This window comes from Kineococcus deserti (assembly GCF_050871945.1).
Classification (GTDB): domain Bacteria; phylum Actinomycetota; class Actinomycetes; order Actinomycetales; family Kineococcaceae; genus Kineococcus.
This window is the reverse complement of sequence record NZ_JBJLSI010000008.1, coordinates 1-21,846: the sequence shown is the minus strand read 5'-3', so window position 1 is coordinate 21,846 and position 21,846 is coordinate 1. Positions and strand designations below refer to the sequence as shown.

Here is a 21,846-nt window from a genome sequence, read left to right as displayed (position 1 = left end):
CGTCACCGAGGTGGATCGCTCCGTGGGATCGGTGGACGTCGAGGAGTCCTGGGGTCAGCTCGAGGACGGGACCGCGGTGGGCAGGTGGGTCCTCGACGACGGCACCGTGCAGGTGGGCCTCGTCGAGCACGGGGCCCGCATCCAGTCCGTCCTGGCCCCCGACCGGGACGGCCACCGCGCCGACGTGGTCCTGGGTTTCGCCGACCTGGCGCCCTACGCCGGGAAGGGCCGCTCGTTCGGGGCGACGATCGGCCGGTACGCCAACCGCATCGCCGCCGGCACGTTCACCCTGGAGGGGCAGACCTTCACCGTCCCGCCCACCGACCGCGGCAACGCCATCCACGGCGGCCCGCACCCGTTCTCCGAACTGCGCTGGACCGCCCACCGGGTCGAGGACGCCTGCGGGGTGCGGTTCTCCCTGCTCAGCCCCGACGGCGACAACGGGTTCCCCGGCGCCCTGTCGGTGCACGTCACCTACGTCCTGCACCAGGGCCGGCTCACGGTGGAGTCGCGCGCCACGACCGACGCCACCACGGTCGTGAACCTCACCAACCACGCCTACTGGAACCTCGCCGGGGAGGGGTCGGGAACCGTCGACGCCCACCTCGTCCAGGTCGACGCGGACACCTTCCTGCCGGTGGACGAGTCGGGGGTGCCGACCGGGGAGTTCCGACCCGTCGAGGGCACCCCGTTCGACCTGCGCGAGGCCGTTCCCGTCGGCTACCGCGTCGAGCTCGACGACGAGCAGCTGCGGCGCGGCCAGGGGTTCGACCACTGCTACGTGCTGTCCCGGCAGGCGGGTGGAACCCGCGAGCCCACCCTGGCCGCGACCGTCACCGAGCCCGTCTCGGCCCGCACGCTGCAGGTCTGGACCGACCAGCCGGGCGTCCAGTTCTTCACCGGTGGGTCGCTGGCCGGGACGCTGGTCGGCAAGGGGGGCGCGACGTACGGCCCGCGCGCGGGTCTGGCGCTGGAGGCGCAGGGGTTCCCCGACGCCCCGAACCGGCCGGAGTTCCCGACCACGGTGCTGCGCCCGGGCGAGGAGTTCGACTCCGTCACCGAGTTCCGGTTCGGTCTCGCGTAGCGGCCGGTGCCCGCAGGACCAGGGCGGCGGCCAGGGCCGTGGTCAGCGGCACCGCCAGCGCCAGCGCGATCCCGCCCACCGCGGTCCGGACGACCTCCTCGGCGATCGCGGGGGTGTTCAGCAGCTGCCCGGTGGGCTGCTCGTACAACCGCACGAGCAGCAGCGTCGGCAGCGCCGCTCCCGCGTAGGCGAACGCCACGGTGTAGACGGTGGAGGCGAGGTGGTCGCGGCCCACCCGCATCCCGGCCGAGAGCAGGACGCGGAACCCCGCGCGGGGGTCGGCGGCCCGCACCTCCCACACCGCCGCGGCCTGGGTGATCGTGACGTCGTTGAGCAGACCCAGCGCGGCGACGAGGGTCCCGGCCAGGACGACCCCGCGCAGGTCGATGGCCCCGGTCAGCAGCGAGACGGTGTAGGAGTCCTCGTCGCCCAGGCCGGTCAGGTGCGCGGAGTCGACCGCCAGCACGGCCGCGACCGCCGTCACGAGCAGCCCGGCGACGGTCCCCAGGTAGGCCACGGTGGTGCGGGTGGAGAACCCGTGCGTGAGGTAGATGACGACCCCCATCACGGCCGTCGCCGCGCTCAGGCTCACGACGACCGCGTTCTCCTGGGCCAGCAGGGCGGGCAGGACGTAGAACGCGATCGCCGCGCCGCCCAGCCCCAGCCCCACCAGGGCCGCCAGGCCGCGCCGCCGGCCGATCGCGACGGTCAGCACCACGAACACCCCCACGACGACCGCCAGCGGAACCCGCCGGTCGAAGTCCTCCCAGGCGTACTCCACGCTGCCGCTGACCTCCGGCGGGTAGCGCAGGAGGACGACCCGGTCGCCGGGGGCCAGCCCGCCGTGGAACACCGCGGGGGGAACGGTGACCGTGACGTCCTGGCCGTCGACCCGGACGGTCGCCTCGGGGCAGTCGACGGTGGCGGGCATCGAGCCGTCGGGCAGCCGCTCCTCGGCGAGCTCGGCCGGGCAGGTGCGCAGCTGCGTGGCGGTGACCTCCCCGCGCACCGACTCCTCCCCGACGTACGACGTCGAGGCCGAGGGCACGTCCTGCGGCCAGGTGGCCCAGATCCCCACGACCGCGGCCAGCACGACGGCCACGACGGTCGCGGTCAGGACCCGCCGGGTGGTGTCCGGCAGCGGAGCGGGGGGCCGGTCGGGATCGGGGTGCACGTGGTCCACGGCCCCACTCCACCACGATCCACACGTGCAGGACCGGTCCGGGCGGGGTAGGAGGAATCCCATGTCGACCGACCTGAACGCCGTCCACCGGCGGTTCCACGAACTCGCCACCGCCTACTCGCCCGAGGAGGAACGGCCGCTGGGCGGTTTCGTCGGGCTGGCCTCGGTCTACGTGGGCGCCATCGGCGGTGTGAGCCTGCTGGCCCGGGCCCGTGGTCGGTCGCTGCCCGACCGGATCTCGCCCGCCGACCTCGCGTTGCTGACGGTCGCGACCCACAAGCTCTCGCGCATCCTGGCCAAGGACGCCGTCACCTCGCCCCTGCGCGCCCCGTTCACGTCCTTCGCCGGCAACTCCGGCGAGGGGGAGGTCATGGAGGAGGTGCGGGGCACCGGCTGGCAGCACTCCGTGGGGGAACTGCTCACCTGCCCCTTCTGCCTCGGCGTCTGGGTCGCGACGGGTTTCGCCGCCGGTGGGGTGCTGGCCCCGCGAGCCACCCGGACCGCCGCGACGGTGCTGACGGCGGTGTTCGGCTCGGACCTGCTGCACCTGCTGTACGACAGCGCCAAGCAGCTGCCGCAGCGGGCGCAGCCCGACTGACGCTCCGGTCGCCGGACGCCGCGAACGGTGTGAAGGTCGGACCATGGGAAGCGCTGATCGGGGAGTCGCCGTCGTCACCGGAGGCTCGGCGGGGCTGGGGCGCGCGATCGTGCGCGAACTCGCCGACCGCGGCTGGGACGTGGCCGTCCTGGCCCGCGGCGCCGACGGCCTCACCGGTGCCGTCGCGGACGTCGAGGCACGCGGCCGCCGTGGGCTGGCCGTGCCCTGCGACGTCGGCGACGCCGACCAGGTCGAGTCGGCCGCCGCGCGCGTCGAGGCGGGCCTGGGGCCGATCGAGTTGTGGGTGAACAACGCCATGGGCAGCGTGTTCGCCCCCTTCTGGGACGTCGACCCGCACGACTTCGACCGCGCGACGCGGACGACGTACTTCGGGTTCGTCAACGGCACCCGCGCCGCGCTGGCCCGGATGCGGCCGCGCAACCGGGGCGGGATCATCCAGATCGGCTCGGCGCTGGCGTTCCGCGGGATCCCGTTGCAGTCGGCCTACTGCGGCGCCAAGCACGCCGTGCAGGGCTTCACCGAGAGCGTCGTCGCCGACCTGCTGCACGAACGCAGCGCGGTGACGGTCTCCCTGGTGCACATGCCCGGGATGAACACCCCCCAGTTCGGCTGGGTGCGATCGAACCTGCCGAAGCACCCGCAGCCGGTCGCGCCGATCTACCAGCCGGAACTGTGCGCGGCCGTCGTGGGCGACGTCGCCGAGCGTCCCCGCCGGCAGACGTGGGTGGGGGAGGCCACCATCGGGACCATCCTGGGCAACCGGATCGTCCCGGCCCTGATGGACCGCTACCTGGCCCGCACGGGGGTCTCCGGTCAGCAGACCGACCTGCCGCGGTCGGCCATGACCGGTGACAACCTGGACACCGCGGTACCGGGCGACCACGGGGCCCACGGGATCTTCGACGACAGCGCGTGGACCCGCAGCCCGCAGATCTGGGCGTTGCGCCACCGGCGGCAGCTCGGGGTCGCCGCCGGTGTCCTCGGTGCCGGTGCGGTGGTCGCCGGACTGCTGCGGCGCTAGGAGTTCTCGGCGGCGCGGCGTGCGGCGTCCAGCCGCCGGTCCCACGCCCCGGCGAGGGTTTCGAGCCAGCGCGCCGTCTCGGCGAGCGCCTCGGCCCGCACGTCCCAGTGCAGTTCCCGCCCGGCCCGCAACGAGTGCACCAGCCCGGCCCGCTCCAGGACCCGCAGGTGCTTGTCGACGGCCTGCCGGGAGATGCCCAGCGGACCGGCCAGCGACGTGGCCGACGTGGCCCCGCCGGCCAGCGACTCCAGCAGCCGTGCGCGGTTCTCGTCACCGAGCGCGGCGAACACCTCGGTGCGCGAACTCACGCGACCCGCACCTCCTCGCACACCGTGCGGGCGAGGTCGAGTTCCTGGACCCAGCCCTCGGTGTTCTCCGCCAACCGCTCGCGCCGTTCGACGTCCGTCCCCGGCAGCGAGTCGAAACCGCTCTCGACGACCCGCAGCAGCACCCCGCCCTCGCGGTCGGCGACGTGGAACTCCACGAGCGTCGAGCCTCCGTCCTCGCCGAGCCAGCGGAAGGCCGCGTACCGCGGAGGTTCCAGCGTCTCCGTCCGCAGTCGGAACTCCCCGTGCACCGGGTCGACCACCACGGTCACGTCACCTTCGACGCGCAGTTCGTGGTCACGCAGCTCCCCGTCGTTGACGAACCACCCCGGCCGGCTGACGAGCTCCCACACCCGCTCCGCCGAGGCCGCGATCGTGATCTCCCGCTCGATCCTGTCGGTGTCTGCCACGTCGCCAGCCAAGCACGGGAACCCGTGAGGCGCAACCGCCTGGTTGCTCAACCGCGCGCCGAGTCCCGCGCCCAGTCCGGAACCGCCAGGACCCGCTGGAGCGAGGCCCAGCGCCGCCGCAACCCCGCACTGGCGGAAACCGCCGTCAACGCCCCCACGACCACCAGCGCGAGCCGCAACGGCAACGGCCACGGACCGCGATCGACCTCGGTCGCCTGCACCGTGACGGCGTGGGGGAGCAACGCCGTGGCCAGGGACAGGTCGCTCACCGCGTAGCTCCCGCCACCGGTGGGGATGCGCAGGTAGGGCGTGGCCGAGCCGTCGGCGAGGTCGGTGCGCAGCACCCGGAAGTCCGTGCGGTGGCCGGGGCCCTGCGCCGGCGCCTGGTGCAGCACCGCGTCCTCGGCCACCCACCCCAGCACGTCGCCCCGGCCCGGGACCGGGCGCGGAACCTCCCGGCCGGGGGTGGTGGCGACGAACAGCAGGTGCCGGTCGCCGTCGCGCAGGGCGAGCAGTTCGCCGTCGGGCGACCAGGCCGCAGCGCCGGCCAGGCGCATTCCCGCCGGCACCGGCACCTGCCGTCCCGCCCCGCCGACGGGGTCGACGATCCGGACCGCCGCGGCGGTGGTGCCCTGCACGGCCAGCCGGGAGCCGTCGGGGGAGAAGGCCGCCGCGACGACGTCCGCGGCGCCCGGAACGGCAGCGGCACGGTCGGTGCGGGTGTCGAAGACGAACAGCTGACCCGAGACCTGGTCCGACGAGGGGCCGGACGTCGAGCCGGACGTCGGGCCGGACGTCGGGCCGGACGACCGGCTGGACGGGGCCGGCGGCCGGTCCGGGGCGAGGTAGGCCAGCCGCCCGCCGTCGTGGCTCCACGCCAGCGGCACGGCCCCGGCGACGGGTGGCACCGGGAAGACCCGGGTGGCTCCGGTGCCCAGGTCGACGAAGGCCAGGTCGGAACTGCTGCGCGCGGCGTTCCAGTCGCCGATGGCGGCGGTGCGGCCGTCGGGGGACAGGCGCACGGGGGCGGGGACCTCCCGGACGTCCGGAGCGCCCCGGCGCACCGCCTGGTCCAGACGCCGGGTGCTCGCCCCGTCGGCCCCGACGACGAGCGCCTGCGGAACACCGGCCACGTCCAGGCCGGACCCCTGCCGGTACAGGGCCAGCGCAGCCCCGACCGGGTGCCGGGCCAGGTCGGCGGTGAGGCGGCTGTACCCCGGCATCTGCTGCGGCACCGTCGCCCGGGCCGGCGCCTCGCGCCGGTCGGACACCGTTGCGGTGGCCAGGACGGCCGCGATCCCGAGCAGCAGGACGACGCACCCGACGAGGAAGGACAGCCGGCGCGAGCTCATGCCCCAGCTTCGGCCCCGCGTCCCGGGTGCGACCACCCCCGCCGGCCGGGGCATCCCTGCCACTTCCTCCCCGCCCCGGGGAGCCGCTGCGCTGCCCGGATGGCCGGGTGGCGGGGCGCCGACGGCGCGGGCACGGTGGTCCGGTGCCCGAAGGCGACACCGTGTACCGCTTGGCCCGGCGCCTGCACGCGCAGCTGTCCGGGCGCGCCGTCGTGCGCAGCGACCTGCGGGTGCCCCGGTTCGCCACCGCGGACCTGAGCGGGGCGACGGTCCTGGGAACGGCCTCGCGCGGCAAGCACCTGCTGACGCGGTTCGCGCCCGGCGGCGCGGTCGAGGTCCCCACCACCCTGCACACCCACCTGCGCATGGACGGGGAGTGGACGGTGCTCGGACCCGGCAAGCGGCCGCCGGCCAGGCTGTGGCCCGACGTGCGGGTCCTGCTGGCGACCGACGGCCCGACCGCGCTGGCGCTGCGCATGCCCGTCGTCGAGCTGCTGCCGACGGCGGACGAGGCGCAGGTCGTGGGGCACCTGGGGCCCGACCTGCTCGACTCCACCAGGAGCGTCGACGACCGGGTGGCGGCCTCCGTGGCGAACCTGTCCCGCCGGCCCGAACGCGGCGTCAAGGCGGCGCTGCTGGACCAGCGGAACCTGGCCGGCATCGGCAACCTGTGGGCCGACGAGCTGTGCTACCTGCGCGGGCACTGGCCGTGGACGCCGGTCGGCGAGGTCGACCTCGAACCCCTCGTGCGGCTGGCGGTGAAGATGCTCACCTTCTCGGTCAGCCCGACCGGGGCGATGCAGGTCACCACGGGGGACACCCGGCCCGGCCGGCAGCACTGGGTCTCCGGTCGCGCCGGCAAACCCTGCCTGCGGTGCGGGACGCGGATCGAGGTCCGCGCCGAGGTGCCCGGTGACCCCGAGCAGCGCCGGACCTGGTGGTGCCCGCACTGCCAGCCCGCGGGTGAACGGGCGGTGACCTGAAGGGTCGCGACCGCGGGGACAGGTGAACAGTCGATGACCGTTGGCACGCACCGGGCAGGAGTGGTCCGGAACGGTCGCCGGCGCGACTTAGTGTTCCTTCGTCCAGCCCACTCTTCCCTGGGAGGAGGTCGCGTTGACGACCCTCCACCAGGTTCCCGCGACACGCCAGTCGAGTTCTCGCCGCAGAACGCCCTGGAAGTCGTGGGGAACCTTCCTGCTCCTCGCTGGGCCCAACGTCGCGCTCCTGGTCCTGTTCGTCTACAAACCCCTCGTCCAGAACCTGCAGTACTCGCTGCTGCACTGGAACCTCGGGTCCGACACCGCGACCTTCGTCGGCCTGCAGAACTACGTCACCTACTTCGACGACCCCAGGACGCCGACGGTCCTGGTGACGACGCTGGTCTTCGCGGTCGTCACCCTCGGTGGCTGCATGGGCCTGGGGCTGGCGATGGCCCGGCTGCTGGACCGCACGCTGCGCGGCCGGACGTTCGTGCGCGCCGTCGTGTTCGCCCCGTACGTGCTGTCCGGCGTCGCCGTCGGCATGTGCTGGCTGTTCGTCTTCGACCCGCAGTACGGCCTGGTCTCCGGCCTGCTGCGCGCGGTCGGGATCGGCTCGCCGAACTGGTACAACGACCCGGACTGGGCGCTGGCCATGGTCTGCATCGTGTACCTGTGGAAGTACGTCGGGTACGTCGCGATCATCTACCTGGCTGCGCTGCAGTCGGTCCCCAGCGACATCCTGGAAGCTGCCCAGATCGACGGGGCGTCCCCGTTCCGCACGTTCTGGTCGATCGTCTTCCCGCTGCTGTCGCCGACGACGTTCTTCCTGTGCGTGACGGTGTTCATCGAGTCGAACTCGGGTGGGTCGTTCGACATCATCCGCGCGATGACGAAGGGCGGGCCCCTGGAGGGGACGACCACGATGGTCTACCAGGTCTACCAGGAGGCGTTCGTCGACGGCTCGGCCGGCTACGCCTCCGCCATCGCGACGCTGTTGTTCCTCGGCCTGCTGGCCGTCACGGTCGTCCAGATGGTCGTCGTCGAACGGAAGGTGCACTACCGGTGAGCCTCGACGAGAAGACCACCGCGGGCGCGCCGCGGGTCCCCGCCCCCCGCGCGGGGCAGCAGGAACTGCGCGTGCCGAAGCGCCGCGTCGACGTCCTCGGGTACGCCGGTCTCGTCGTCGCCGCGCTCATCATGGTCGTGCCGATGCTGTGGATGGTCCTGGCGAGCTTCAAGCAGCGCGACGAGATCTACACGATCCCGTCGCAGTGGTTGCCGGGCGCGCTGCAGTGGCAGAACTACGCCGACGTCTTCGCGACCGTCCCGTTCGGCCACTTCCTGCTCAACAGCGTCCTGACCACGGTGCTCGGTGCGGGGTTCAAGGTGGTCCTGGGCCTCATGTGCGCCTACGCCCTGGTGTTCGTGGAGTTCCCGGGCAAGCGGATCGTGTTCCTCGTCGTGCTGGCCGCGCTCATGGTCCCGCCGCAGGTGACGCTCATCCCGAACTACACGCTCATCGCCCAGATGGGGTGGCTGAACACCTACCAGGGGATCATCGTGCCGGGGCTGGCCAGCTCGCTGGGGACGTTCCTGTTCCGCCAGCACTTCCAGACCCTGCCCGTCTCGGTCCTGGAGGCGGCGACGCTGGACGGGGCCGGGCACTGGCGCCGGTTGTGGCAGTTCGTCGTGCCGTTGTCCGCGCCGACCGTCTCGGCCGTCGCGCTGGTCTCGGTCGTCAGCGAGTGGAACCAGTACCTCTGGCCGCTGCTGGTCACCGACCGCGCCGGCATGATGACGCTGCCGGTGGGTCTGACCATGCTGCAGAACAACGACGGCATCACCAACTGGGGTGTCCTCATGGCGGGCACCGTCCTGGTCATGCTGCCGATCCTGCTCGTCTTCCTCTTCTTCCAGCGTCGACTCGTGGCGGGCCTCGCCGCGGGCGCGCTCGCGAACTGACGCAACGAATCCAAGGAGAACCGTGAACACCTCGTCCTTCGTGCTGCCCCGGCGCGGCGCCCTCGGCCTCATGGGCCTCGGTGCGGGCGCCCTCGGCCTGGCCGCCTGCTCGGGCCCGTCGACCGCGTCCGACTCCACCGGTTCCTCCGAGCAGGAGGCCACGGACTGGAGCAGCGTCACCCCGGCCGACACCGTGACGATCTGGACGAACCACCCCGGGTCGTCGCAGGCCGTCGAGGAGGAGTTCCTGGCCCGCTGGGCGAAGGTGAACCCCGACATCACGGTCGAGTTCGTCACCGCCGGCTCGAACTACGACGAGATCTCGCAGAAGTTCCAGGCCGCCCTGACCGGGTCGGACCTGCCCGACCTGGTGCTGCTGAGCGACGTCTGGTGGTTCCGCTACGCCCTCAACGGCCAGCTCGCCCCGCTGCAGGACCTGCTGCCCGCCGCCGGCGTCGACGTCGACAACTACCAGCCGGGGCTGTACGCGGACTACCAGTACGAGGACTCCCAGTGGGCGGTGCCGTACTGCCGCTCGACGCCGGTCTTCTACTACAACAAGGCGCACTGGTCCGCGGCCGGCCTGCCCGACCGCGGCCCGGAGACCTGGGCCGAGTTCGAGCAGTGGATGCCGAAGCTGCAGGCCGCGGGCACCGGCGCGCAGGCCGCGTACGGCCTGGGCAAGGGCACCGGCAACGCCACCTGGATCCACCAGAACCTGATCTGGGGCACGGGCGGTGCGCTGAGCGACGAGTGGAACCTGACGGTGGACAGCGCCGAGGTCCTCGCCGCCAGCGACTACCTGCGCTCGTTCATCACCAACGGCTGGGCGGCGGTGTCCTCCTCCGACCAGGCCTCGGACTTCGGCGCGGGCCTGTACTCCTCGGTCATCGGCTCCACCGGGTCGCTGTCCGGCATCCTGGCGGCCGCGAACTTCGAGGTCGGCAACGCGTTCCTGCCCGCCGGCGAGGCGGGGCGGTTCGTCCCCACCGGTGGCGCCGGGTTCGCGATCCCGGCCAAGCGCACCCCCGAGCAGCAGCTCGCCGCGGCGACGTTCCTGGCCTTCCTGGCCGAGGACGACAACACGGCCTACTTCTCGCAGAACACCGGGTACATGCCCGTCACCACCGGCGCGGTGAACTCCGCTCCCATGCAGGAGGTCTACGCCCAGACCCCGCTGTTCAAGACGGCGGTGGACCAGCTGGCCGAGACCCGGACCCAGGACTACGCGCGCGTGTTCGTCCCCGGCGGCGACCAGTCCACCGTCACCGCGTGGGAGAAGGTCATGCTGGCCGGCCAGCCGTCGGCCGACGCGTGGGGCACCGCGGCCGCCGAGATCGAGCAGTCCTACACCGCCGACGTCGAGCCGCTGCTCTGATCCGAGGGTGAAGACCATGGGACGCCCACTCGTCATCGCCCACCGCGGGTACTCCGCCGTGGCGCCGGAGAACACCCTCGCCGCGTTCGAGTCGGCGCTGCGCGGGGGTGCGGACCTGCTCGAACTCGACGTCCGGCTCGACGCCGACGGTGTTCCCGTGGTCGTCCACGACGACACCCTCGACCGGACCTCGAACACCGCCGGTCCGGTCGAGGAACTGCGCAGCGCGGCCGTGCGCGCCGCCGACGCGGGGGCCTGGTTCGCCCCCGCGTTCGCCGGCCAGCACGTGCCGACGCTGCGCGAGGTCGTCGACGTCGTCTCCCGCTCCGGCGCGGCCGGCCTGCTCGTCGAGTTCAAGGGCGCCTGGACGCCGGCCGCCGCCGCGGGGGCGGTGGCCACGCTGCGCACGGCCGGGGTGGCCGAGCGCAGCATCGTCCAGAGCTTCGAACGCAGCACGGTCGCCGCGCTGCGCGACGTCGCTCCCGACGTCCGCCGCGCCTTGCTCGTGCTGCACCCGGGGCCGCCGATCGCCTGGGAGGAGCTGGAGCAGTCCTTCCGGGCCGTGGCCCAGGACCCGTTCACGGCGCTGTCCACCCCCGCCGGGGTGGCCCGCGAGCAGGCCGCACTGGCCGTCGCGGAACTCGGTGTCGTCGCGGTCAACCCGTACGCCGCGAGCCTGGTCGCCAGCCCGCACGTCATCGCCGAGTACCACGCCGCCCGGGTGGCGACCTACCCGTACACGGTCGACGAGCCGCGGTTGTGGGCCGACCTGCTGCGGCACCGGGTCGACGGGATCATCACCAACGACCCCGCCCGGCTGCGGGGTTTCCTCGACGCGCGCGAGGTCCGCTCATCGCAGGACGAGGCCCTCGAGGACCGGCAGCAACTGACCCTGGCCGCGACCCGGCAGGGGCACGCCAGCCCGCGCCTGACCCCGGCCTGACCGCCTCGCCGTGATCGAGCACCCGTGCCCGTGGGCGAGTGCGCGATCACGGCGTCGTGGGGTCCGGCGCGGTTCAGGCGGACACGGTGGCTCCGCCGTCGACGACGAGGGAACTGCCCGTGACCCACGACGAGGCGTCGGACAGCAGGAACACCACCGCACTGGCGAGGTCGGTCGGCACACCGATGCGGCCCAGGGGTGTCGCGGCCGCGAGCACCTCGTCGGACGGTCCGCCGGCGCGGGCGAAGTCCTCGCGGATGAGGTCCGCACCCGGTGTGGTGACGTTGCCCGGGACGACGACGTTGACCCGCACCCCGCGGGGTGCGAGGTCCTGGGCGAGAGTGCGGCTGTACTGCTCCAGAGCCGCCTTCGCCGCGGCGTAGTGCGCCAGCGGGCCGACGTTCGCGAGCGTCACCGCCGACGACACGTTGACCACGGCGCCGCCGTGCTCCAGCAGGTGGGGCAGGGCGGCGGCGGTCGTGCGCACCGCGGTCAGGAAGTTCGCCTGCAGGGCGTCGACCCACTCCGCGTCCGGGATGGCCGTGATCCCGGCGGGGTGGCCCGTGGCTGCCCCGGCGTTGTTGACGAGCAGGTCGAGGCCACCCATCTGCTCGACCGCTCCGGCGACGGCTGTCGCCGCGCCCTCGGCCGTGCTCACGTCGGCGCGGACGTGGCCGGCGCCGGCGGGGGGTTCGACCTGCGACCGGCTCGTGGTCACCACCTGGGCGCCGCCGGCGAGCAGGAGTTCGGTGATGGCAGCACCGATGCCGCGGGTTCCGCCGGTGACGAGTGCCCGGCGGCCGTCGAACGAGCTGAAGTCCTTGAACATGGGGCTACTGGACCACGATCTGGACCGATCGGTCAAGAACCCCTCCCGCGATGTGTACTCATCGGTCAAGAACGGTTAGGATGAGGTGTGGCCAGGCCCAGATCCTTCGACGAGGCGACCGTCGTGCGCGCGGCCCGCGACACCTTCTGGACGAAGGGCTACGCCGCCACCTCCCTCGACGACCTCACGGCCGCAACGGGTCTGGGCAGGGGGAGCCTCTACAACACCTTCGGCGACAAAGAGCAGCTGTTCCACCGCGCCCTGGAGGACTACTGCGCCGCGGCGGACGAGGGCCTGCGGGCGGACCTGACGGGACCGGGCAGCGGACGGGCCAAGGTCGAGGGGTGGCTGCGGGCGTCGGCGGAGTCCGTCGCGGCCGACGAGGAGCGCCGCGGCTGCATGCTGGCCAAGTCCACCGCCGAACTCGCCAGCCGCGACCCCGTCGTCGTGGCCCGGGCCCACGCCACGCTCGACCTGTTCCAGGATCTGCTCACCGACTGCCTCGAGCAGGCGCGTCGGGAGGGGGAACTGCTCGCCGACGCCGACCCTCGCGGTCTGGCGGGGATGGTGCTGGCCGTCGGGCGCGGGATGGAGGCGCTGGGCAAGGCCGGCGCCTCGGCCGAGGAGCTGCGCCGCATCGCCGAGTCGACGATCGCCGCCCTTCCCCGTCCCTGACCCCGCACCCCGGGCGCGGGGTGCGGGGTGCGGGACGTGAGGGTCAGGAAGCGGTGAGGGGAGAGGGGTCGGAGAACTCCAGGACACCCTCGTCGTCCACCCGCGCCCGCACGACCTGCGAGTAGCCCTCGGCCACGAGCGCGTCGAACAGCGGCTGCATCCGCTTGGCCTGCCGCACCAGCGCGACGCGCGCCCCGCCCGCCTGCAGTTCTCGCTGCTTGCGCAGCAGTTCCCCGGCGTCGGCGCCCGCGGGGTGGACGAGCGCGATGGCCCCGGCAGCGTCCTGGGGGACCGAGATCTCGTCGATGATCCGCTCGAAGCCGATGGAGAAACCCGCGGCCGGCAGGTCCCGTCCGGAGAACCGGCCGACCATGTTGTCGTAGCGGCCACCGCCGGCGATCGAGGAACCACCGCCGGGCAGGGACATCTCGAAGATCGGCCCGGTGTAGTAGCCCATCCCGCGCACCAGGGTGACGTCGAACCGCACGTCCAGGTCGGGGGCGGAGACCGCCAGCGCCCGGGCGATCTCCTGCAGGTCGGCGATCGACCCGGCCGGAATGGCATCGGGCAGGACACCGGTGCCGAGGGCGGCGACGTCGGTCAGCGGGAGCAGTTCGGTCAGCGACTTCTCCAGCGCCGTGACCGACTCCTCGGCGAAGCCCTTCGCACGCAGTTCCGCCAGCACCCCGTCGAGACCGATCTTGTCGGCCTTGTCGACGGTGATCAGCACGCTGCCGTGGTCGTCGGCGGCGAAACCGCAGCCGGTCAGCAGCCCGGTCAGGACTCCCCGGTCGTTGATCCGCAACGTCGTGCCGGTCAGTCCCAGGCGGGTCAGCGCGGTGTGCGTCGCGGTGACGAGTTCGACCTCGGCCAGCGTCCCGGCCTCACCGACGATGTCGATGTCGCACTGCACGAACTGGCGGTACCGGCCCTTCTGCGGGCGTTCGGCCCGCCACACCGGCCCGATCTGCAGCGCCTTGAACGGCATCCGCAACGAGGCCGCGTTCGAGGCGACGTACCGGGTGAGGGGAACGGTGAGGTCGAAACGCAGACCGAGGTCGGCCACGTCGGCCGGCAGCAGCGGCTCGTCGGCGGCCAGGCCCCGGCGCATGACCTTGAACAGCATCTTCTCGTTCTCGCCGCCCTGCCCGGACTCCAGGCGGGACAGGTCCTCCATCGCCGGCGTCTCGACCTCGTCGAAGCCGAACGAGCGGTAGACCTCCCGGATCACGTGCAACGCGTGCTCCCGGCGGGCCTTCTCGACCGGCAGGATGTCACGCATGCCCCGTGCGGGGACCACCTTGGAAGCCATGCCTCCATGGTAAGGGGCCACCGAACGCGCCCAACCCGCTCTGGAGCCGGCGCGAAGCGCCGCAGATCAAGCACAACGCCTTCGCGGGCAGGTGCGGTGCACGACCAGGTGTTGTGCTTGACCACGAGGGGTGGCGCTACGCGCTGACCCGCCTGGCGACGAGCTCCTCGAGCGTGGCGCGGGCGCCCTTGGCGTGCAGCGAGGCGAGCGTGGCGGTGTACTCGGCCACGAAGCGCTCGTCGTCGACGAGGTCGCCGAACAGGCTCCGGTCGGAGATGAAGGCCGTCGGCTCCTCCTGGTTGCGCTGCGCGGTGGCGACCAGCTTGTCCGCCAGCCGGTCCGAGACGTCGATCGGCTCGCCCTGCTCGTCGACGCCCTCGGCGTAGCGGGCCCAGCTGGCCACGACGGCCGCGGCGCGGAAGAACTCCCCACCGTGCTCGAGCTGGTGCCGGACCACCGGCAGCAGCCACTTCGGGATGCGGTCCGAGCTCTCGTTGCACAGTCGTGCGACGGTGTCGCGCACCTCCCCGTTGGAGAACCGGGCGATCAGTTCGTGCCGGTAGGCGTCCAGGTCGATGCCGGGAACGGGCGCCAGGGTCGGGGACCCTTCGCGTTCCATGTAGCCGAGCAGGAACTTCGCGAACAGCGGGTCCTGCGCGACGTCGTGCACGAGCCGGTACCCGGCGAGGTGGCCGAAGTAGCACAGCGCCTGGTGGCTGGCGTTGAGCAACCGCAGCTTCATCAGCTCGTACGGCTCGACGTCGTCGACCACCTGCACGCCGGCGTCCTCGAAGGGCGGCCGGCCCAGGCCGAAGGAGTCCTCCAGGACCCACTGCGCGAACGGCTCGCAGACGACGGGCCAGGCGTCCTCGATCCCGAACCGGTCGCGCACCTCGGCGCGGTCGTCGTCGGTCGTGCCGGGGGTGATCCGGTCGACCATGCAGTTCGGGAACCGCACGTTCGCCGAGATCCACGCGCCCAGTTCGGGGTCCTTGGCCGTGGCGAAGGCGACGAACACCTTGTGCGCCACGTGCCCGTTGCCCTGGATGTTGTCGCAGGACATCACGGTGAACGGCGGGACGCCGCGCTCGCGGCGGCGGCGCAGGGCCTCGGTGACCAGCCCGAAGGACGTCCGGGGGACGGCCCCCTCGACCAGGTCGGCCGCGACCCCGGGCTCGCCGAGGACGAACTCCCCCGTCACCGCGTCGATGTTGTAGCCGCCCTCGGTGACCGTCAACGACACGATCCTGATCCGCGGGTCGGCCATCGCCTCGACGGCACCCTCGGGGTCCTCCGGAGCCAGGACGACGTCGAGGATCGAGCCGATGACGCGCGGTTCGCGCGAGCCGTCGGGGGCCTTCAGCACCAGGGTGTACAGCCCGCCCTGGGCGTCCATGACCTCCTTCATCCGCTTGTCGTGCGGCAGGACGCCGATCCCGCGGATGCCCCAGTCCAGCGCCTTGCCCTCGTTCATCAGCCGGTCGAGGTACATGGCCTGGTGGGCGCGGTGGAAACCGCCCACCCCGAGGTGGACGATCCCCGGGGTGACCTGCGAGCGGTCGTAGGTCGGGACGGGAACGGTCCTGCCGATCTCGTCGAGGTTCTCCGGGGTCAACTGGGTCACTCGGTCACTCCTTCGCGTGCTGGGCTGGGGATCGTCACTTCACGGCACCCATGGACAGACCCTGCACGAGCTTGTCCTGGGCGGCGAACCCGGCCACGAGCACGGGCAGCGAGACGACCGTGGCCGCCGCGCACAACTGGGCCAGGAACAGGCCCTGGCTGGTCACGAAACCGGTGAGGAACACCGGGGCCGTGCCCGCGACCGTCGCGGTGAGGGTCCGGGCCAGCAGCAGCTCGTTCCAGCTGAAGATGAAGCAGATCAGCGCGGTCGCGGCGATGCCCGGCATCGCCACCGGCGCGACGATGGTCCGCAGCGTCCGCAGCAGGCCGGCGCCGTCGATGGAGGCGGCCTCGAGCATGTCGACGGGTACCTCGGACAGGAACGACTGCATCATCCACACCGCGATCGGCAGGTTCATCGAGGTGTACAGCACGACGAGCAGCCAGATGTTGTCGACCAGCCCGGTGTTGGTGGCGAACAGGTACAGCGGCAGCAGCGCGGCCACGACGGGCAGGAACTTGGTCGACAGGAAGAAGAACATCACGTCCGACCACTTGCGGACCGGCCGGATCGACAGCGCGTAGGCCGCCGGGATGGCCAGGCAGAGGACGATCGCGGTGGACACCACGGAGGCCCAGAGCGAGTTGAGCAGCGGCACACCGGGGTTGGCGTCCAGGAACGAGCGGTAGCCGTCCAGGGTCAGGCCCGCCGCGAGGGACGGCGGGTTGGTCGCCGCGTCGGTCTCGGAGTGCAGGGAGGTCAGGACCATCCACAGCACGGGGGCCACGAACAGCAGGCCGACGATCCAGGCGAGCAGGCCCCACACCGGGCTGGAGCGCTGCATCTCCCGGCGGCGGCGTTCGCTGCGCGAGGTGGGGACGTTGGTCCCGGGGATCGTGGCGGTTCCAGAGCTCGTGGCGGTGCTCATCGGCCGACCTCCTGCTTGAACATGGACGAGACGGTGCGCAGGGCGAAGGTCGCCACGATGATCGTGCCGATGACGACGACGACGCCCATGGCCGAGGCCAAGCCGTAGTCCTGCGCGGAGAAGAACGCCTGGTAGATCGTGTACGGCAGGTTCGCGGTGCCCTGGGCGCCGGAGGTGATGGTGAAGACGGCGTCGAAGTTCTGGACGATGTAGATGGCGCCCAGCAGACCCCCGAGTTCGAGGTACTGCCGCAGGTGCGGCAGGGTCAGGTAGCGGAAGATGCCGAACGAGGTGGCGCCGTCCATCCGTGCGGCCTCCTCGGCGTCGGCCGGCTTGGACTGCAGTCCGGCCAGCAGGATCAGCATCATGAACGGCGTCCACTGCCAGATGAGGGAGGCCATGATCGAGATGAGCGGCATCTGGCTCAGCCAGTCCGGTTGCGGCGGGCTGTCGCTGCCGAACAGGCTCCAGATCCAGGTGAGCGCTCCGTTGAAGAGCCCGTAGTTCGGGTTCAGCAGGGCGTGCTTCCACAGCAGTGCAGCGGCGATCGGGACCACGAGGAAGGGCGCGATCATCATGGTGCGGACGATGCCGCGGCCCATGAACTTCCGGTCGAGCAGCAGCGCGATGAGCATGCCCAGCACGAGGCTGACGCCGACGACGACGACGGTCAGCAGGATCGTGACCAGGACCGAGGACCGCAGGGACGGGTCACTGAAGACCCGCACGTAGTTCCCGAAGCCGGCGAAACCGCGGTCCTCGGGGTGGAAGGCGTTCCAGTCCATGAAGGAGATGACGATCGTGGCGACGAACGGCAGCTGGGTCACCAGGATGGTGAACACCAGGGCGGGCAGCAGTGGTGCGCGGCGCGCCCAGTCGGCGGCCCGGCGTGCGCCGCCCGAGGCGTTGGGGACGTTGGGACCCACGGCGGGTGTCTTGCCCCGCGTGGTGGCAGTGCTGCTCATGGAGACCTCCGGCGGGGATTCAGCTCTGGTAACGCTCGGTGACCTGGGTGGTGGCCAGGTCTTGACCGGTGGCGAGCGCCTCCTCGACGGTGGTGCTGCCGGCGATGGCGGCGCTGACTCCCTGTGACGTCAGCGTCCCGAGGTTGGCGAACTCGGGGACGGCGACGAACTGGATGCCGGGCGCGGGACGCGGCTGGACACCGGGGTCGTCGGGGCGGGCGGCCAGGATCGACTGCTGCGTCGGTTCCCAGAACGGCCCGGCGCTCTGCCGGTACTCGCTGTTCTCGTAGGTCGACGTGCGCTTGCCGGACGGGACGCTCGCCCAGCCGACCTCGTTGCCGACGAGTTCCTCGTACTCCTTGCCCGAGGCCCAGGAGATGAACTGCCACGCCAGGTCCGCCTTGGCCGAGGCGGTCTGGATGGCCCAGCTCCAGGCGAACAACCAGCCGGACGACTCCGTCTGCTCGACCGGGGCCGGCGCGTACCCCATGCGCCCCGCCACGGGGGAGTCCGCGGCGTCCAGCGACCCCGCGGCCGACGTCGCGTCGTACCACATCGCCGCCTGGCTCTGGGTCATGGCGTTGAGGCACTCGGCGAACCCGGCCTGCGCGCTGCCCAGCGGGCCGTGCGCACGGACCAGGTCGACGTAGAAGTTCGTGGCCGCCACGAACTCCGGGGCGTCGACCTTCGCCGTCCAGTCCTCTTCGAACCAGGTGCCACCGAAGGTGTTCACGACGGTGGTCAGCGGGGCGAAGACCTGCCCCCAGCCGGGCTGCCCTCGCAGGGTGATGCCCCGCATCCCCGGTGCGGTGGGCACCTGGCGGTCGATGCGCTCGGCGATGTCGGCGACCTCCTGCCAGGTGGGCTGGGCGGAGAGCTCGATGCCGAGCTGCTCGAAGACGTCCGCGCGGTACATGAGGAAGGAGGACTCGCCGTAGAACGGTTCGGCGTAGACCTGGCCGTCGTCGCCGGTCAGGGCCGTCGACATCGAGGGCAGGATGTCGGCCTGGTCGAACTCCGGGTCGGCGTCGAAGAACTGGTCCAGCGGCAGGATCCAGCCGAGCTGGGAGTAGAACGGCGTCTCGTAGTTGGAGATGGACGCCACGTCGTAGGTCCCGGCCTGGCTGGAGAACTCCTGGGCGATCTTGTCGCGCACGTCGTTCTCGGGCAGGACGGTGTAGTTGACCGTGATCCCGGTGGGGCGGGTGAAGAACTCCTCGGTCAGGGCCTGCAGGTCGATCATCTGCGGGTTGTTGACCATGAGGACGTTGATGCTGTCCGAACCGCCGCCGGGCGAGGTCCCCGCCCCGGCGCAGCTGCTCAGCAGCGCGGCCCCGCCCAGACCGGCGGCACCGGCCAGGACGGAACGCCGGCCTGGTCCTCGCGGCGTCCACAGGACGTCTCGCGGGGGGAGTGGGGGGCCGCTGCGGCGCCCGCGGAACCTGGTCACGGTGACCTCCGAGTCGTCGTCGACATCGCGCGCTCATCTGAGCGGGCTGCTCTCAGCTGTGCAATACTCACGCGTGCCGGAGGGGTTGTCAATCGGCGGCACCTCATCGGTCAGCAGGTCGTCGATCACGCACCCGAGGAGACTGCGATGGCGAAGACGCCGCCGCGCACCGCGACGACCACGTCGACGAGCGCGCTCGCACTGGCCGCGGCCGCCGCGCGCCGCTTCTACGTGGAGGGCTCGACCAAGGTCGAGATCGCCCGGCAGCTCGGGGTCAGCCGGTTCAAGGTCGCGCGTCTGCTGACGACGGCCCGCGAGGCGGGGCTCGTGCGCATCCAGGTCCTCGTGCCGAACTCGGTCGACGGCGACCTCGGGGACGCGCTGCGGGAACGGTTCGGGGTCCGCACGGTCTTCGTCGTGCGCCCGGAGGAGGACACCGTTGCCGGTCAGCGGCTGGCGGTCGCCCGCTTCACGGCCGGGTTGCTGGAGGAGAGCGTCACCGCCGAGGACGTCGTCGGCCTGGCCTGGGGCCGCACGATCTCCCAGCTCGCGGCCTCGGTGGACTCCGCCCTCGGGTGCCGGTTCGTCCAGCTGTCCGGCGCGCTGCCGCGGCCGGACGTGCAGGAGAACGCGGTGGAGCTCGTGCGCCGGATGGCCGAGGCGACGGGGTCGTCGGCCACCACGTTCTACGCCCCGCTCGCGGTCCCCGACGCGGCCACCGCCGAGGGGCTGCGGTCGCAGTCGGGGATCTGTGAGGCGCTGGCCGAACTCGACGGGCTCACCAGGGCCGTCGTCTCGATCGGCGCGTGGCGGGCGGGGGAGTCGACCGCCCTGGACTCCCTCGGGGCCGCCGACCGCGAGGCGCTGTCGGCGGCCGGGGTGGTCGCCGAGATCACCGGCGTCCTCCTCGGCGGTGACGGCGAGGAGGTCGACGCCCTGGCCGACCGGGTCATCGGGGTCACCGGCCCGCAGTTGCGGGCGACCCCCGACGTCGTCGCGATGGCGTGCGGCGACCGGAGGGCGGAGGCGGTGGCCGCGGCGTTGCGCAGCGGGATGGTGTCGACGCTGATCACCCACGACTCCCTGGCGCGCGCCGTGCTCGAGCACGGAAGTGCTTGATCACGGAAGTGCTTGATCACTGCAGGGGTGGTGCGTCCTCGGCGTGATCGAACACTTCCGTGATCAAGCACTTCGGTGATCAAGCACTCGTGGTGCGTTCGGTGATCGCGCGCAGGACGCGGTGCAGGGCCTCGGTCTGCTGGGGGTCCAGGCCGAGGGCGGTCCGGATCGCGTCGGGGACGTGGCGGGTCCGGACGTACAGGTCCCGGCCGGCCGGGGTCAGGTCCACCAGTACCGTCCGCTCGTCGGCCCCGCTGCGCCGTCGGTCCACGATCCCGTTCTGCTGCAGGCGTTTCAGTAGCGGGGAAACCGTTCCGTAGTCCAGGTCCAGGGCGGTGATGAGCTGGCGGACGCTGACCTCGCCGTGCTCGTGCAGGGCCACGACCACCAGGTACTGGGGGTACGTGAGGCCGAGCGGTTCGAGCAGCGGACGGTAGACGGCCGTCACCGCCCGCGAGGCCGAGTAGAGGTCGAAGCAGATCATGTCCGCCAGACCGGTGGCCGGTGCGTCGGGGGCCGGTGCGTCGGGCGTCACCACGGCAGTCTAGGTTGCGGGAACAACATCGTGCACAATGTGATTGGGCACGATGTACCTGCCGATCGAGACCGACCCGTGAGGAGCACCAGATGACCGACCAGCCCGTCGTCCTCGAACCCGCCGCCCAGGAGTTCGTCGAGGCGACCGCCAACCCGCCGTACCTGTTCGACCTCGGGCCGGTCGAAGGCCGCGCGGCCGTCGAGGGCGTGCAGGCCGACAGCCCCGCCGAGCCCGCCGCCGACGAGACCTGGACCTCCGTCGCCACCCCGCACGGCGAGGTGCGGGTCCGCGTCGTCACCCCGCGCGGGCACAGCGGTTCCGCGCTGCCGGTGGTGCTGTACCTGCACGGCGCGGGCTGGGTGTTCGGCAGCGCCGCCACCCACGACCGCCTCGTGCGCGACCTCGTCGCCGGTTCCGGTGCCGCGGTCGTCTTCCCCGAGTACTCCCTGTCCCCCGAGGCGCGCTACCCCGTCGCCATCGAGCAGAACTACGCGGTGGCGCAGTGGATCGGCACCCACGGGGCGCAGTTCGGCCTCGACGCGAACCGCCTGGCGGTGGCCGGTGACTCGGTCGGCGGGAACATGACGGCGGCCCTGACCCTGATGGCCAAGGAACGCGGCGACGTCACCCTGCGCTCGCAGCTGCTGTTCTACCCGGTGACCGACGCGGCGTTCGACACCCCGTCGTACCACCGCTTCGCCGAGGGGTACTTCCTGCGCCGCGACGGCATGCAGTGGTTCTGGGACCAGTACACGACCGACGAGGCCGAACGCGCCCAGATCACCGCCTCGCCGCTGCGGGCCACGACCGAGCAGCTCGCCGGGTTGCCCCAGGCGCTCGTGATCACCGCCGAGGCCGACGTCCTGCGGGACGAGGGCGAGGCCTACGCGGCGAAGCTGCGCGAGGCCGGCGTCGCGGTGACCGCGGTGCGCTACACGGGGATCACGCACGACTTCGTCATGCTGAACACGTTGCGCAGCACCCACGCCGCCACGGCCGCCATCGCCCAGGGTGCGCAGTTCCTCAAGACCACCCTCGCCTGACCGACCTCCGTGGGGGGGGGCGGGCGGGGGGGGGGGCGGGGGGGGGGGGGGGGGGGGGGGGGGGGGGGGGGGGGGGGGGGGGGGGGGGGGGGGGGGGGGGGG

Annotated in this window: 22 protein-coding genes; 11 read left to right on the top strand and 11 right to left on the bottom strand. The window is 72.3% G+C overall.

The annotated features are described in order from the left end of the window. The first annotated feature begins 10 nt into the window (after nt 1-10). Complete coding sequence (locus tag ACRYR2_RS08510; protein WP_432562417.1) at nt 11-1,084, top strand: aldose epimerase family protein; 1,074 nt, start codon at nt 11-13, stop codon at nt 1,082-1,084. Here ACRYR2_RS08510 and ACRYR2_RS08505 read toward each other — a convergent pair. Further along, nucleotides 1,056-2,267, bottom strand: a complete 1,212-nt coding sequence (locus ACRYR2_RS08505) for a YibE/F family protein (RefSeq protein ID WP_432562416.1) — start codon at nt 2,265-2,267, stop codon at nt 1,056-1,058. The genes ACRYR2_RS08510 and ACRYR2_RS08505 overlap by 29 nt on opposite strands. Nucleotides 2,268-2,328: 61 nt before the next feature. Between ACRYR2_RS08505 and ACRYR2_RS08500 the strand changes: the two genes are divergently transcribed. Both ACRYR2_RS08500 and ACRYR2_RS08495 read left to right on the top strand, forming a co-directional pair. Then, on the top strand, nt 2,329-2,865 hold the full coding sequence (locus tag ACRYR2_RS08500; RefSeq protein ID WP_432562415.1) for a DUF1360 domain-containing protein: 537 nt from the start codon (nt 2,329-2,331) through the stop codon (nt 2,863-2,865). 43 nt (nt 2,866-2,908) lie between these two features. After that, nucleotides 2,909-3,907, top strand: coding sequence for an SDR family oxidoreductase (locus ACRYR2_RS08495; protein ID WP_432562414.1), 999 nt, complete (start codon nt 2,909-2,911; stop codon nt 3,905-3,907). On the opposite strand, the gene ACRYR2_RS08490 is transcribed toward ACRYR2_RS08495, so the two are convergent. The 3 genes from ACRYR2_RS08490 to ACRYR2_RS08480 are packed head-to-tail and all read right to left on the bottom strand — an operon-like array spanning nt 3,904 to nt 5,995. After that, a complete protein-coding gene (locus ACRYR2_RS08490) occupies nt 3,904-4,215 on the bottom strand; it encodes an ArsR/SmtB family transcription factor (RefSeq protein WP_432562413.1) in 312 nt (103 codons plus the stop codon). The genes ACRYR2_RS08495 and ACRYR2_RS08490 overlap by 4 nt on opposite strands. After that, nucleotides 4,212-4,643, bottom strand: coding sequence for an SRPBCC domain-containing protein (locus ACRYR2_RS08485; protein ID WP_432562412.1), 432 nt, complete (start codon nt 4,641-4,643; stop codon nt 4,212-4,214). The genes ACRYR2_RS08490 and ACRYR2_RS08485 overlap by 4 nt, the downstream gene beginning before the upstream one ends. 47 nt (nt 4,644-4,690) lie before the next feature. Next, nucleotides 4,691-5,995, bottom strand: coding sequence for a TolB family protein (locus ACRYR2_RS08480; RefSeq protein WP_432562411.1), 1,305 nt, complete (start codon nt 5,993-5,995; stop codon nt 4,691-4,693). A gap of 143 nt (nt 5,996-6,138) precedes the next feature. Here ACRYR2_RS08480 and ACRYR2_RS08475 point away from each other — a divergent pair, with 143 nt between their 5' ends. The 5 genes from ACRYR2_RS08475 (at nt 6,139) to ACRYR2_RS08455 (ending at nt 11,261) form a co-directional block, all read left to right on the top strand. Continuing rightward, nucleotides 6,139-6,978: a DNA-formamidopyrimidine glycosylase family protein gene (locus tag ACRYR2_RS08475; RefSeq protein WP_432562410.1), complete on the top strand. Its 840-nt coding sequence runs from the start codon at nt 6,139-6,141 to the stop codon at nt 6,976-6,978. A gap of 133 nt (nt 6,979-7,111) precedes the next feature. Further along, the gene (locus tag ACRYR2_RS08470; protein WP_432562409.1) at nt 7,112-8,044 is read left to right on the top strand and encodes a carbohydrate ABC transporter permease; all 933 of its coding nucleotides are present in this window, start codon (nt 7,112-7,114) and stop codon (nt 8,042-8,044) included. After that, nucleotides 8,041-8,940 (top strand): carbohydrate ABC transporter permease, encoded by a 900-nt coding sequence (locus ACRYR2_RS08465; RefSeq protein ID WP_432562408.1) that lies wholly within the window; start codon nt 8,041-8,043, stop codon nt 8,938-8,940. The genes ACRYR2_RS08470 and ACRYR2_RS08465 overlap by 4 nt, the downstream gene beginning before the upstream one ends. A gap of 22 nt (nt 8,941-8,962) precedes the next feature. Then, nucleotides 8,963-10,318, top strand: a complete 1,356-nt coding sequence (locus tag ACRYR2_RS08460) for an ABC transporter substrate-binding protein (RefSeq protein WP_432562407.1) — start codon at nt 8,963-8,965, stop codon at nt 10,316-10,318. A gap of 16 nt (nt 10,319-10,334) precedes the next feature. Then, nucleotides 10,335-11,261, top strand: a complete 927-nt coding sequence (locus tag ACRYR2_RS08455; RefSeq protein WP_432562406.1) for a glycerophosphodiester phosphodiesterase — start codon at nt 10,335-10,337, stop codon at nt 11,259-11,261. Between the two features lie 73 nt (nt 11,262-11,334). Here ACRYR2_RS08455 and ACRYR2_RS08450 read toward each other — a convergent pair whose 3' ends face one another. Further along, nucleotides 11,335-12,090 (bottom strand): oxidoreductase, encoded by a 756-nt coding sequence (locus ACRYR2_RS08450; RefSeq protein ID WP_432562405.1) that lies wholly within the window; start codon nt 12,088-12,090, stop codon nt 11,335-11,337. 87 nt (nt 12,091-12,177) lie between these two features. Between ACRYR2_RS08450 and ACRYR2_RS08445 the strand changes: the two genes are divergently transcribed. Then, nucleotides 12,178-12,765 (top strand): TetR/AcrR family transcriptional regulator, encoded by a 588-nt coding sequence (locus tag ACRYR2_RS08445; protein ID WP_432562404.1) that lies wholly within the window; start codon nt 12,178-12,180, stop codon nt 12,763-12,765. 43 nt (nt 12,766-12,808) lie between these two features. On the opposite strand, the gene hisS is transcribed toward ACRYR2_RS08445, so the two are convergent. The 5 genes from hisS to ACRYR2_RS08420 form a co-directional block, all read right to left on the bottom strand. Next, nucleotides 12,809-14,077: a histidine--tRNA ligase gene (gene hisS, locus ACRYR2_RS08440; RefSeq protein ID WP_432562403.1), complete on the bottom strand. Its 1,269-nt coding sequence runs from the start codon at nt 14,075-14,077 to the stop codon at nt 12,809-12,811. Nucleotides 14,078-14,213: 136 nt separating this feature from the next. After that, entirely contained in the window at nt 14,214-15,701 is a 1,488-nt protein-coding gene (locus ACRYR2_RS08435; protein WP_432562402.1) for a mannitol dehydrogenase family protein, read from the bottom strand. Nucleotides 15,702-15,735: 34 nt separating this feature from the next. Then, nucleotides 15,736-16,629, bottom strand: coding sequence for a carbohydrate ABC transporter permease (locus ACRYR2_RS08430; protein ID WP_432562401.1), 894 nt, complete (start codon nt 16,627-16,629; stop codon nt 15,736-15,738). Further along, entirely contained in the window at nt 16,626-17,594 is a 969-nt protein-coding gene (locus tag ACRYR2_RS08425) for a carbohydrate ABC transporter permease (RefSeq protein WP_432562400.1), read from the bottom strand. The genes ACRYR2_RS08430 and ACRYR2_RS08425 overlap by 4 nt, the downstream gene beginning before the upstream one ends. 19 nt (nt 17,595-17,613) lie before the next feature. Beyond that, nucleotides 17,614-18,990 carry an ABC transporter substrate-binding protein gene (locus ACRYR2_RS08420; protein WP_432562579.1) on the bottom strand — a complete coding sequence of 459 codons (1,377 nt, stop codon included), beginning with the start codon at nt 18,988-18,990 and terminating at the stop codon, nt 17,614-17,616. Nucleotides 18,991-19,191: 201 nt separating this feature from the next. Here ACRYR2_RS08420 and ACRYR2_RS08415 point away from each other — a divergent pair, with 201 nt between their 5' ends. Beyond that, nucleotides 19,192-20,163 (top strand): sugar-binding transcriptional regulator, encoded by a 972-nt coding sequence (locus ACRYR2_RS08415; protein WP_432562399.1) that lies wholly within the window; start codon nt 19,192-19,194, stop codon nt 20,161-20,163. Nucleotides 20,164-20,242: 79 nt separating this feature from the next. Here ACRYR2_RS08415 and ACRYR2_RS08410 read toward each other — a convergent pair whose 3' ends face one another. Continuing rightward, the gene (locus ACRYR2_RS08410; protein WP_432562398.1) at nt 20,243-20,698 is read right to left on the bottom strand and encodes a MarR family winged helix-turn-helix transcriptional regulator; all 456 of its coding nucleotides are present in this window, start codon (nt 20,696-20,698) and stop codon (nt 20,243-20,245) included. A 92-nt stretch (nt 20,699-20,790) separates the two neighbouring features. On the opposite strand from ACRYR2_RS08410, the gene ACRYR2_RS08405 reads away from it, so the two are divergent. Then, nucleotides 20,791-21,744: an alpha/beta hydrolase gene (locus ACRYR2_RS08405; RefSeq protein WP_432562397.1), complete on the top strand. Its 954-nt coding sequence runs from the start codon at nt 20,791-20,793 to the stop codon at nt 21,742-21,744. Nucleotides 21,745-21,846: the final 102 nt, after the last annotated feature.

What these genes read in the sequence shown, in the direction of transcription:
- ACRYR2_RS08500 (WP_432562415.1), top strand. Translation starts at nt 2,329, where the DNA reads ATGTCGACCGACCTGAACGCCGTCCACCGGCGGTTCCACGAACTCGCC.
- ACRYR2_RS08450 (WP_432562405.1), bottom strand. Translation starts at nt 12,090, where the DNA reads ATGTTCAAGGACTTCAGCTCGTTCGACGGCCGCCGGGCACTCGTCACC.
- ACRYR2_RS08415 (WP_432562399.1), top strand. Translation starts at nt 19,192, where the DNA reads ATGGCGAAGACGCCGCCGCGCACCGCGACGACCACGTCGACGAGCGCG.
- ACRYR2_RS08455 (WP_432562406.1), top strand. Translation starts at nt 10,335, where the DNA reads ATGGGACGCCCACTCGTCATCGCCCACCGCGGGTACTCCGCCGTGGCG.
- ACRYR2_RS08430 (WP_432562401.1), bottom strand. Translation starts at nt 16,629, where the DNA reads ATGAGCACCGCCACGAGCTCTGGAACCGCCACGATCCCCGGGACCAAC.
- hisS (WP_432562403.1), bottom strand. Translation starts at nt 14,077, where the DNA reads ATGGCTTCCAAGGTGGTCCCCGCACGGGGCATGCGTGACATCCTGCCG.
- ACRYR2_RS08480 (WP_432562411.1), bottom strand. Translation starts at nt 5,995, where the DNA reads ATGAGCTCGCGCCGGCTGTCCTTCCTCGTCGGGTGCGTCGTCCTGCTG.
- ACRYR2_RS08405 (WP_432562397.1), top strand. Translation starts at nt 20,791, where the DNA reads ATGACCGACCAGCCCGTCGTCCTCGAACCCGCCGCCCAGGAGTTCGTC.
- ACRYR2_RS08425 (WP_432562400.1), bottom strand. Translation starts at nt 17,594, where the DNA reads ATGAGCAGCACTGCCACCACGCGGGGCAAGACACCCGCCGTGGGTCCC.
- ACRYR2_RS08495 (WP_432562414.1), top strand. Translation starts at nt 2,909, where the DNA reads ATGGGAAGCGCTGATCGGGGAGTCGCCGTCGTCACCGGAGGCTCGGCG.